Here is an 11,433-nt window from a genome sequence, read left to right as displayed (position 1 = left end):
TCAGAGAATTGATCGGGTAGCCTAGAAAAATGATCAGGTACGCCTGAGAACTGATCGGCTAGGCAGGAATGTTGATCAGGTTCCCCTCAGAACTGATCGGGTAGACAGGAATATTGATCGGCTAACCCACAGAACTAATCAGCTAGACGATTAATTTAAAGAGCAAATTCACGTTAATTGTGAATTTGCTCTTTTTCTATGCTTCAAATAAAAATATCGAAGATGAACTGCATACTCAAACTCTCAAAACATATGTTGAGTTAACAGAATGTTCACAAAATCGAAAGGGGATGAATGAATGGATGCTCGAACTTTCAGGCCTCGGAATGTGATTTTTATGACGATTGTTGTTTTTGTATCGGTGTTAATTGGTTACGGTATATATATAAATTTTATTGATGTTCCTTTTCCATGACGGCCTTATTTCTTTAACTGACTTAACAAGAACTTTCGGTTATCTAGTACGCGCTGATCTTTTGGCTTAAATTTACGTGCTGCTTCATTATGCTGATATGCATTTTCATAGAGACGCAAGCGATTGTATAACAAGCTTAGCTGTAAATGTGGAAGCCATGTGGAATAAGCGTGCTTGTGAATAGCCATTGTTTGTTCTATAGGTTGCTGTAATGCTTGTGAATACCAGTAGATAGCCTCTTTATTTTTCGATTGCTCCATAAAAAAATGACCGATTCGACAGCATGTTTCTGGTCTTGGTCGATCATATAATAATGATTGTAAAATAGCTTGTGTTGCTTGTTTTGAATCGCGTAGCTGTTGGTAGCAATCCGCTAAATTTAAGCAAGCCTCTATATTTTCATCGGCAGTGCCTTTTGTGGAATCTAGGAAAATATTATAGTGATTGATCGCTTCTACAAATCGCTGATGAATTTTGAGCTCATTTGCGTAATGGAAAGTTTCTCTAGCTGAAAATGGGTGCCCTTCTTTCATTAAACGTTCATAAATACGAATATTGCGATGAATATCACTTTTTCTTGGCAAATGTGTAACGGCTATATCGCTATGATAAAGCTGGCCTGTTACATCTAAATACTCATGGACGGCACCCCGCCACTGAAAATTACGTGCACGTTTTACGAGACGAAACCTTTTTTCGCTCGATTCTACACAGCCATCAACATCCAACGTTACATAATAATCCATTGAAACAGCATCGACATTTGGATGATAAAGTGATTGCTTAAGTTGTAGAAACTTTTGCTGATGTTCTGTTGTGATCACATCATCTGCATCGAGCCATAAAATATAATCTTTCGTAGCTTGTTGAAAGGAAAAGTTACGAGCTTTGGCAAAGTCATCGCACCAGGTAAAGTCGAAAATTCGAGAGGTATAGTTTCGAACGATATCTTTTGTACGATCAGTTGAACCTGTATCTATAATATTTATTTCATCCACTAAATGTTGAACGGAATCTAAGCATCTTTCAATAATACATTCTTCATTTTTGACAATCATACATAAACTAATCGTAAACATCGGTCCCCTCCTTTTTTTGTAATAATATATGCAAGCTTAAAAATTTATCGAGGCGTTTTACTATTTTATCTCCCTATTTTTTGAATTTATCGACCAACTTTATTAATTTATCACCTAACATTTTGTTTTTATCGCCCAACTTTTCCGTTTTATCGACATTCACCTAAAAAGCACAACAAAAAACGAACGCTACACACGTTCGTTTTTTGTTTTATAAATATTGTTCACGCCACCCTAGTTGTTCTTTTTCTGTGAGCTGTTGTTCTAGGTGCGAATCCCATTGATTTAATAGTGCGTTCCATACACGAACGAACAAAGTATCTTGCTCTTTATTGTGTAGGACAAATTCAAGGCACGGGCTATCATTAATTTGTTTAGCGTCGGTTTGAACAATTTTTGAAATTATTTTTTGTGAGGCGCCAGCTCCAGCTTCTTTGTCATCCTCTTGCTGTAGCGCTTCTATTAACAGTGCTTCTTCGAAATGCTCCTGCTTCTCAGCCTCTTCATCCACATAGCGATATATCTCTGGTAGATCATCGTATTCTTCCATATTGTCCTCGTCGACAGTAAGAAATGCAAGATGGCATGGACTATAGTAAAGGTTGGCCATTTCTACATCTAGCTCCTCTTCAAAGATGCCACGTTCCAGTTGCTGCTGTCCTTTAGAGGTTAATCTATAGAAGCTTTCCGTTTGCTCAATAAGACTTACTCGAGACATTAACGATACTAAATCCTCAATAAATAACGGATCGACTAGCAATAGCTCACTTAATTCTTGTGCATTTGCAAAATCCGCTTCCTGTATGCTCATTAACAGCATTGTCATCAAGACATCCATAGTGGAACGACGAACTGGCTCATAGGTCACTTCTACTGTTCGAATGGGGATGCACCACTCATTGATTTTGACGATTTTAATATTTCGATTTTGCTGAAGTTCACGCATTAAGCGCTGCTGTAATTTTGACAATCTACATCACCTGTCCTTCGTGATTACGCAAGCCGTTATAGGATTTCACTGTCTCTAACAGATTGCTGTACATCTCTCGTGTATCTTGATGCTTGGCACGTTTGGCAAACATCTCAGCACTTCCGACAAGTAGTAATAGTTCTCGTGCACGAGATAAGGCAACGTTTAAGCGGCGATAATCTCTTGCAAAGCCAACGTCTCCCCCTTTCGGCGTATTACGTACCATACTAACTAATATGACGTCCATCTCCATACCTTGGAACTTATCGACTGTCCCGGTTCTAAATTGAAGATGTGGGAGCTGTAATTCCTGTTGTAGAAGGCGGTTAATTTTCTTTACTTGCTCTCCGTAGAAGCTAATTACCCCAACACTTTTTTGTGCATCCTGAGGTATGCGTCCCGCTGCTTTTGCTTCAATAACAGCCTTATTCAAATCTATTAAAATACGTCGAATTGTTTGTAATTCACCCTCATTGTAACGACTCGTTCCGCCCTTTACCTGATCCTCTAGATAAGGCTTTTCGGTCGGAATATCAACCCATAGCAAATGATCATCACGGTTCACAAACTGTCCTTCTAGGCAATGGTCTCGTGCTGCATCTGAATCTGGTAAACCACATTGCAAACCATTTTCCTCTTTTGCGTAAAACGGTGTAATACTGTGCATAATTTTCTCATGCATTCGGTACTGCAATGCCAGCATTTGCTTATGTGTTTGCGGCAAGTTATTAAATAAGCGTTCAAACAGTGATTCACGCAGCAAATTTTTTAATTCCTGCGCGCCATCGAAGTCTGGATTTTCATCGAGCATTGCTTTTAACGTTTCCTCCAACGTATCGTCTCCAAGTAATGGAGGTAACTGATGATGATCGCCCACTAAAATAACTTTTTTACCCTTAAGCATCGGTAATAATAGCTCTGGTGGTGTTGCCTTTGATACTTCATCAATAATGACAACATCAAACGTTGGGTAGTTCTCCATAAATTCCTTACTTGCTGAAGCGACACATGTCGTACCGATAACATTCGCATGACGCACATATAATTTACGAATTTCATCTAAATCATATTCAGTAGCGTTTTGCAGCTTGTCACGCCATTGCTCTTGTAATTTTTTTCGAAGCGGTAGCTGTTGTTCCTTGCGCTGTAATTCCACAATTGTTGTTTTGGAGGATGCAATTGTTTCCACTACTTCCTCGGAAGTACGCTCTGGTGTTGATTGTAGAAGCTTTGTGCATGCCGTTAGCTGCTTCTCCTTCTTTAATCCAGCTATATTAATTTCTTTTATATTTTCTACTAATTGTGTGAGCTGTTGTTCAATCTCTTGTAAGCTAGTCTGCGCTGTTTGAAGTGCCGCTTTCTTTGGTAGGAGCTGTGTATTAGCATGCTCTACTGCCTCAAGCTGCTGACGTTCTGTTTGAAGAGAAGATTTCGATTGTGATACAAGCATTTTTAAATGCTCTACAGACTCTTCTGGCTCAGCATCAATTTGGAATGTCTCAGCTAGCTGCTGCAGTCGTTCTGTATGCTGTAAATATGGTTGTAATTGTCGCTGTATACTTTGAACGTCAAAGCTTGTAATCGCACACTCTTGATGTAACAAGCCACCAATACCTTTACGTAAGGACTCAAATTCTTGATCTTTATGATCTTGTTGTTGTTTGAGAGCTACACCTTTTTGCCAGACAAAATCACGACGCATATATAACCCGAGCAAGAAACTCTCAATTTGCTCGGCAGGTGGTGTTTGATCATCTTGAAAGACTGTATTAAGCTGCGCAAAAACACCTGTTAGATTTTGCAACGAAAACGATTGAACTTGCTGAACTCTACTTTTAGCAAGGGCACGTTCTTTTTCTTCATCAGATACCAACGCCTCAAGCTTTGCGATCGCTTTTTGCAAACGTGAATTGATGGTTGCCCATGCCTCTAAATCTTTGGCATCCTCTAAATGCTGCAATCGATTAATTTGCTGTGACAGCACATAGGATGGGCGAATGTGATAATGTTGTAAAAATCGTTCGATGCGCTCATAGGACGTTAAAGTACCGATATATTGTTCGGCATCCTTCATTAATCGAAGACGATTATTTTCCTCTTCATATTTCGATTGGATATCTTTGAACTGCAGTGCTAGATGCTGCTTTTGCTCTTGCAGCTCCTTATATTGAGAAGATGCTTCCAATTGCTCAATTTTTTGAGTAGTTTCTTCTATTGTAAGCTTTAGCTGCTCTATAGATGGGCTTTCAGCAAGGGTCTGCTCAAGCGACTTTACAGCAGGCTCGATTTGCGCCAGCTGTTTTTCGTAATGCTCTTTATGTGCCTCGTTCTCCTGCTGCTCAACTTTCGCAGCCTTTAATTCTTTCTTTAACGCTTGTATTTCCTGCTGTAAGATTGGCTCGTCAATTGCGGCCTGCTCTTTTGCAGCTATTTCCTTTGTTAGCTCCTCAAGCCATGCCTCAAGCTTTTCTAGCTCTTCCTCAGCCTTGCAAATACTTGATTTTAGTTCTTGTTCACGTTCTGTAAAGGCTGTAATTTCCTCTTCAATCGCTACGAGAGTTTGCTCACGCCAATAAAGCGCAACATTTTCCTCAATAAATTTTTTACCCTCTTCTTCAATACTTTCCGTTCTACCATAGCGTAAAATTCGAATTTCTTGATTAGAAAGTAGTCGTCCTAAAGCATTATCCACGGCTAGATTTGATTGAGAAGCCACGAGTGTTTTTAAGCCAGCCTTGACATTTTGCTGACAAATTTCAGAAATAACGGTTGTTTTCCCTGTGCCAGGAGGTCCTTGAATCACATACAAATCTTCAACAGACAATGCTCCTAAAACAGCACGTCTTTGATATTCGTTTAAATTATTGTGAAAAACAATATCCTCTCGAAGCTTTGATGTTCGGACAGTTGGGCGTTTTTCAAATAGAATTGTCTCTAAATTAGGGTTAACTGCCTCGCCTTTTTCAAGCTTTGTAAAACCATTGCGCAATCGTCTAATTTGACTCAATGTCGCAAAATTACTAAAGCTCGCTTGCTTTGAACGAAGGTTTAGTTGATCTTTACGTGCTAAATCTTGCACAAAAGGCTTTAAGTCAATTTCTATTGCCTGCTTCCCTGCATTAGCCTTTAATACTTGTCCAATTTCACCGCGTACCCCTTGAATGCTCACACTTAACCCTTCAAGCTTCTTCCATTCCTTCGATTTTATATAAGGGCAGACAATTGTCAGCCTAGTAAAATCTTCATTAAAATAGCTTTGCTTAAACTCTGTATGAATATCATCAATAGTCGCATCACGTTCTTGAATTTTTAAATAGCCTTCCCAGCTCGAGATACGCTTTTTCACATATTCTGTGCGCTCCTCGGCTATCGGTAGCTCTCTTATTTTTTTATGAAGCTCGAGCGGAATCCCTGCTCCATTATTAGGTCTTGTAACAAATTGTAATGCTGCTGGTAAGCGTCGGTTTGTATTGATTTGGCCTCGCATATGTACAAAACGAATATTTGTAGCTAGCAATCCTTCAGCCTTTAGCACACAATCCATAATGGCTGTTTTCTCAGCAATGGCGTCGGTCAACTTTTCATTGTGCTCCGCATTGAAATAAACAGATAAAAATGTTTCTCCAACTGTTTTTGCTTTGCGCTTTTCGATATAGACGGTGAATGTTTTTTGTAAGGCAAAAAAGGCATGCTCATTTGCTGAGCATTCCTCTACCGCTTCCTTCGCTTTATTAGTCAATATTAGACTACAGCGTTGTTTTTCTAGTAAAGCGATGTCCTGCATGAGCAGCCCTCCCTTCCGTTTCACTAAAATTCTATTTTATCACATCGTAAATGGATTCTTGAAAAGAAAAATCCCCTGCACAGTGATTTCCTTCCACTGCACAAGGGATAAAGATATTATTTTAATGTTGATCAATCGGTTCTTTCGGCAATGTTTTGCTCATTTCACAATATTGCACAAAAACACGAGCTAATTCACGTAAACGATTATGAACATCTTCGTCGACAATCTTATTATCTGCATCAAAATGAGATGTGTGTGTATATACATAGTTCGGCGTTACAAGTGCACGGAAGTAGTCTAAAATTGGTTTCAACTGATTTTCTACTACTAAATGGTGCTGATACGTGCCACCATTCGCCACGATTGATACTGGCTTATAGCGCATTGTTTTCGGATGCAAGAAGTCAAATGCATTTTTTAAAACGCCCGGAATCGATGCTTGGAAAATCGGTGTAGCGATAATATACGCATCCGCTTCCTCGAACTTTTGAATCATTTCCTTCATGTCATCATTTAACGGTGAACCGTCTACAATTTGATGCTTATATTGACTAAAATGCATAATTTCTAAGTCGAAACTTGCATCTAATTCTTTAATATATTGCTCCACTTGCTCTAAAATAGCACCAGTTTTACGACCAAACATTGTGCCATCAACGAGTAAAATTTTCATTTTCACTTTGCCTCCACATTCATTTCTACAATAATATTGTAACAAATGAAAAGAAGCACGGAAAGAATTGTAGTGGTTAAAACCATAAATTCAGTCTTTAGGCGGAATGTAGTCCCTCAAGAAATATTGCTTTAGAAGAGGCTTTGGTATGTCGATTACTTGTTCTAAAATAATATTTCCAAAGATTTATCATTTAAGTTGATTGGAGTGAAGACTGCGCCCAGTCGGAACGGAAATCAACCACACGTTATGGTGATGAACTTTTTATTTATCCTCACGACGTTGAAAATTTACTTCTTTATCTACAACGGTTTCCTCTATTTTATATTTATCTCGATTAATCACGACTTCACGGTTTACTTTATTTCCTGCATCGCTAGAACCCGATAATTTGCGCTTATCCCAATTAAATATTTGCTCCCTTGAAACATCCTCATCATGCGTTTCAGGAAAATCTAACTTAGCCAAATCCTGAGATTGATAAATTGTAACTTGCTGTTTATCGCCGTACAACGCAATAACTATCATTGCCTTCGCAACCTGAGAAGCTTCTATAGCTCTTGAACGCTTTAATGGCCCAACTAATAGTGGCTTTGCGAATTTCAAAACCTTCTCTCCCGCCTTTTCACCTAAGCGAAATTCCTCTCTCTCCCCAGTCAATAAAGATGGACGAATAATTGAAAGTCTCTGTAAGCCTAGCTCTATAAGATCATGTTCAAGCTTTCCTTTTACTCGATTATAGTAAATTGGAGATTTTTCATTTGCCCCCATTGCTGTAATAACTAACATATGTGGGATTCCTCGATTTTTTGCTAACGAGGCAATCGTTAGCGGATATTCAAAATCAACTTTCTCAAATTCCTCTCGAGATCCTGCTTTTTTAATCGTTGTTCCTAAACAACAATAAAGCTCATGTGCAAATTCGATATCTTTTTCCTCTAAAGTATCAAAATTACGAATTTTTACTTCTAGCTTTGGATGCGTAAATGCTGGTGCTCTTCGTGCAATAACCGTAACCGAAACATATTCATCATTTTCACATAATTGTTCTACAAGAGAAGTACCAGTTAATCCAGTAGCCCCTACAACAATCGCTGCGCGCATTCCCATTGGTTGTACCCCCTTCAAAGCTCATTTGCTCCAGAAGCCCCACTGCCGGAACAAAATTATCTAGCCTCTATTTTTGTTAAAAAACTGAAACAATCCTATGTATCTTTCCACAAACTCTACTTTATTTATCGGCCAAAGAAGGAGCTCTTCCTCATTTAATTTTAGGTTTTTATCAATTATGCCTCGGCGATATTGATTTAATAATCCTATTTTTTTACACATACTTGCCCATTATTCACCATAGTCTAAATAGACGAATGAAAGGATGGGATACATTTGCAAAACGAAACTCAAGCAATGGAACTAAAAAAGACGATAGTTTTCATTATTGAAAGCTGTATCGATAAAGGGCTGTATCCTTTTGAACGGGTTGCAACGCTGGCAAAGCTACTTACAAATGAAAAAGTTTTCATATTTGTAAAGACCCCTTCAAATGATGGGATTCAAATTTTAATGAATGAAAATCTCTCGCCAATCTTATTTGAACATTTCGATGAGCTGCCAAAGCAAATGAAAGGTATTCAGCCTGATTTAATTGTAAGAGATGGCCGTAACTCTGAAAGCTGGCAAATACAAAATTTACGACCGTTCTGCAAAACAATCATTCATTTTGATGATTTTGGTGAGGGTGGTCAAGCCTGTGACTGTGTATTGCTAGCACTCTATCAAGAGGTTAAAGATTATTTACCATCTCATTATATTGGTGGCAGCTTCAATTTTGCATTACCAGAAGCTTATCAGAATTTTGATGATAGACCTGACAGTAAAATACCTGAAAACCCACCTCATATTGTTGTTGCTTTTGAGGATGGGGACGAGCATAACTTAACCTACCGTACCCTTCGACACTTAACGCAGCTACAAATCCCACTACAAATTACAGTGATGATTGATGAAAGCTATCGTCATGCAACAGATGATTTGCAAATGATGGTACTTAGTCGTCGTAACACAGCCATTCTTCGTGATAAAAACGCACTCCTAAAACTATTACCCAAAGCAGATATTATTATTTGTAATGCTAACTATACTCCTTATAAAATCGCCTCTTATGGTGTTCCTTGTATTACTCTTGCACAAACTGAGGCTGAGCTATTACATGCCTTCCCTCGCGAACAGAATGGCTTTATTCATCTTGGACTTGGTCGCAAAATGAAGCAATCACAGATTCAAAATGCTGTCATGGAATTTTTATTACATGAGGCCCGAAGCGAACGCGCTGTTAAAAAACAACGACAGCTCAATCTTGCAAGTAATAATGAAGCACTACAGTCATTGCTTTTAGATTTCGCTTATGATCGGCACAATATCGCTTCTACTTAATGATTCTTTGCAGGTGGATATGATACAATATAGTAGAACTTTCACTTTCACTTATCTGTAATTACAAGAAGTGAATTCAAGCATCATAAGTACCCGATTGATAGTAACTAATAAGCGGTGGGGGATAAAAAAACCTCCATCGCTTTTACACGCATTCGTTATACAAATATACACATAAAGGAGCAATCATCATGCCATCAAAAAGTGATATTGAATATCAAATTAAAGAGCTTAAAATGGATTATATGAATTTACAAGGCGACATCGAAAAGCTTGAATCTACAGGTCATAATGATCAAGTAGCAAAAGCAGAGCAACGCCTTGCAAATATGGAAGCAACGCTAGCGGAATTAAATAAACAATTAGCAGAACTTTAAGCATGACAATATCTAGCGGTCAAAAAAACGTAGCCGCTATCTCGGAGGAACATATATGGCAATATTAACAGTTGAAAACTTAGGTCATTCATTCGGTGACCGTACGCTTTTTAAAGATGTCTCTTTTCGTCTAGTTGAAGGTGATCATATTGGTCTAGTAGGTGCAAACGGTGTTGGTAAGTCAACATTAATGGGCATCATTACTGGCCAAGCAATCCATGATACTGGTAAAGTTGAATGGCTTCCTGGAACGCATTACGGCTATTTAGATCAGCACACTGTATTGACAGCCGGCCGAACTATGCGTGATGCATTACGTGACGCTTTCCTTCCTTTATATAAAAAAGAAGAAGAGCTCAATGAAATTACAGGAAAAATGGCTGAAGCAACACCTGAAGAATTGGAAGATTTACTAGAGCAAATGGCTGAGGTGCAAGATGCTCTGGATGCAGGTGATTTCTATTCGCTTGATATGAAAATTGATGAGGTTGCACGAGGTCTTGGGCTTGACGCAATCGGCTTAGACCGTGATGTCGCTGCTCTTTCAGGTGGTCAACGTACAAAGGTTTTACTAGCTAAGCTATTACTTGAAAAACCAAAAGTATTATTACTAGATGAGCCGACAAACTATCTTGATGAAGAGCATATTACATGGTTGAAAAACTATTTAAAGAACTATCCACACGCTTTCTTATTAATTTCGCATGATACAGAGTTTATGAATGAAACGGTGGATGTTATCTTCCAACTAGAATTTTCAAAATTAACTCGCTATACTGCGACATATGAAAAGTTTTTAGAGCTTGCTGAAATCAATAAACGTCAACATATCGATGCCTATGAAAAACAACAGGAATTCATTAAAAAACAAGAAGATTTTATTGCGAAGAATAAAGCGCGCTACTCAACTACTGGTCGTGCAAAATCTCGCTCCAAGCAGCTTGACCGCTTAGAGCGTATCGACCGTCCTGAAACAGCTGTAAAGCCTGAATTTGGTTTTAAAGAGGCACGTTCTTCTGGTCGTTATGTAGTAGAGGCTGAAAACTTAGTCATTGGATACGACAAGGACAAGCCGTTACTTCCTCCACTTACATTCGCTATTGAACGTGGGGAAAAAATTGCTCTAGTCGGTATGAATGGTGTCGGTAAATCAACATTATTAAAAACGATGTTAGGCAAAATAAATCCGCTAGATGGAAAAGTGATTCGCGGTGACTATCTTTACCCATCTTACTTCGAACAAGAAGTAAAAGCTGAAAAAATTACACCTATTGATGATGTCTGGAATGCCTTCCCTTCTATGGAGCAAGCACAAGTACGTGCAGCATTAGCACGCGCAGGACTAAAAACGGATCATATTACTCGCCCACTTAATTCTTTATCTGGTGGTGAGCAAGCAAAGGTACGTTTATGTAAGCTCATGATGGATGAAGCAAACTGGCTTCTATTTGACGAGCCGACAAACCACTTGGATGTCGATGCAAAAGATGAGCTAAAGCGTGCCATGAAAGAATTTAAAGGCACAATCGTACTAGTAAGCCATGAACCTGATTTTTATGAAGGTTTAGCAACAAAGGTTTGGAATGTCCAAGACTGGTTTACTTCAGGACAACAAAGCTAGAAATATTATCACTGTGGGCAGTTACCGGTGTGATTCATGGATCACTCGGGGCTGCCCTCTTTTTTGTGCTTAACATTT

8 protein-coding genes are annotated in these 11,433 nt (G+C 38.7%); 3 read left to right on the top strand and 5 right to left on the bottom strand.

Annotated elements, in window-relative coordinates:
* Window positions 1-420 precede the first annotated feature (420 nt).
* The 5 genes from ACIQLB_RS11565 to ACIQLB_RS11545 all read right to left on the bottom strand — a co-directional run bounded on the left by ACIQLB_RS11565 (window position 421) and on the right by ACIQLB_RS11545 (window position 8,034).
* Window positions 421-1,494 (bottom strand): glycosyltransferase, encoded by a 1,074-nt coding sequence (locus ACIQLB_RS11565; protein ID WP_400725435.1) that lies wholly within the window; start codon window positions 1,492-1,494, stop codon window positions 421-423.
* Between the two features lie 211 nt (window positions 1,495-1,705).
* On the bottom strand, window positions 1,706-2,464 hold the full coding sequence (locus tag ACIQLB_RS11560; RefSeq protein WP_400725432.1) for a hypothetical protein: 759 nt from the start codon (window positions 2,462-2,464) through the stop codon (window positions 1,706-1,708).
* Window position 2,465: 1 nt separating this feature from the next.
* Entirely contained in the window at window positions 2,466-6,248 is a 3,783-nt protein-coding gene (locus ACIQLB_RS11555; protein WP_400725429.1) for a DEAD/DEAH box helicase, read from the bottom strand.
* 121 nt (window positions 6,249-6,369) lie between these two features.
* A complete protein-coding gene (locus ACIQLB_RS11550) occupies window positions 6,370-6,924 on the bottom strand; it encodes an NADPH-dependent FMN reductase (protein WP_400725426.1) in 555 nt (184 codons plus the stop codon).
* Window positions 6,925-7,188: 264 nt separating this feature from the next.
* On the bottom strand, window positions 7,189-8,034 hold the full coding sequence (locus tag ACIQLB_RS11545) for an NAD(P)H-binding protein (RefSeq protein WP_400725423.1): 846 nt from the start codon (window positions 8,032-8,034) through the stop codon (window positions 7,189-7,191).
* A gap of 276 nt (window positions 8,035-8,310) precedes the next feature.
* Between ACIQLB_RS11545 and ACIQLB_RS11540 the strand changes: the two genes are divergently transcribed.
* The 3 genes from ACIQLB_RS11540 to ACIQLB_RS11530 all read left to right on the top strand — a co-directional run bounded on the left by ACIQLB_RS11540 (window position 8,311) and on the right by ACIQLB_RS11530 (window position 11,355).
* Entirely contained in the window at window positions 8,311-9,357 is a 1,047-nt protein-coding gene (locus tag ACIQLB_RS11540; RefSeq protein ID WP_400725420.1) for a PseG/SpsG family protein, read from the top strand.
* 191 nt (window positions 9,358-9,548) lie between these two features.
* Window positions 9,549-9,734, top strand: coding sequence for an SE1832 family protein (locus ACIQLB_RS11535; RefSeq protein WP_285397488.1), 186 nt, complete (start codon window positions 9,549-9,551; stop codon window positions 9,732-9,734).
* A gap of 55 nt (window positions 9,735-9,789) precedes the next feature.
* Window positions 9,790-11,355 (top strand): ABC-F family ATP-binding cassette domain-containing protein, encoded by a 1,566-nt coding sequence (locus ACIQLB_RS11530; RefSeq protein ID WP_400725416.1) that lies wholly within the window; start codon window positions 9,790-9,792, stop codon window positions 11,353-11,355.
* Window positions 11,356-11,433: the final 78 nt, after the last annotated feature.

Origin of the sequence: Lysinibacillus sp. NPDC092081 (assembly GCF_044755845.1) — a bacterium.
GTDB lineage: Bacteria > Bacillota > Bacilli > Bacillales_A > Planococcaceae > Lysinibacillus.
The sequence above is the reverse complement of the archived record's forward strand: the minus strand, read 5'-3'. Positions and strand labels throughout refer to the sequence as shown.

Excerpts from the sequence above, each read along its gene's own strand:
- ACIQLB_RS11565 (WP_400725435.1), bottom strand. The coding sequence starts at position 1,494 with ATGTTTACGATTAGTTTATGTATGATTGTCAAAAATGAAGAATGTATT.
- ACIQLB_RS11555 (WP_400725429.1), bottom strand. The coding sequence starts at position 6,248 with ATGCAGGACATCGCTTTACTAGAAAAACAACGCTGTAGTCTAATATTG.
- ACIQLB_RS11550 (WP_400725426.1), bottom strand. The coding sequence starts at position 6,924 with ATGAAAATTTTACTCGTTGATGGCACAATGTTTGGTCGTAAAACTGGT.
- ACIQLB_RS11545 (WP_400725423.1), bottom strand. The coding sequence starts at position 8,034 with ATGGGAATGCGCGCAGCGATTGTTGTAGGGGCTACTGGATTAACTGGT.
- ACIQLB_RS11535 (WP_285397488.1), top strand. The coding sequence starts at position 9,549 with ATGCCATCAAAAAGTGATATTGAATATCAAATTAAAGAGCTTAAAATG.
- ACIQLB_RS11530 (WP_400725416.1), top strand. The coding sequence starts at position 9,790 with ATGGCAATATTAACAGTTGAAAACTTAGGTCATTCATTCGGTGACCGT.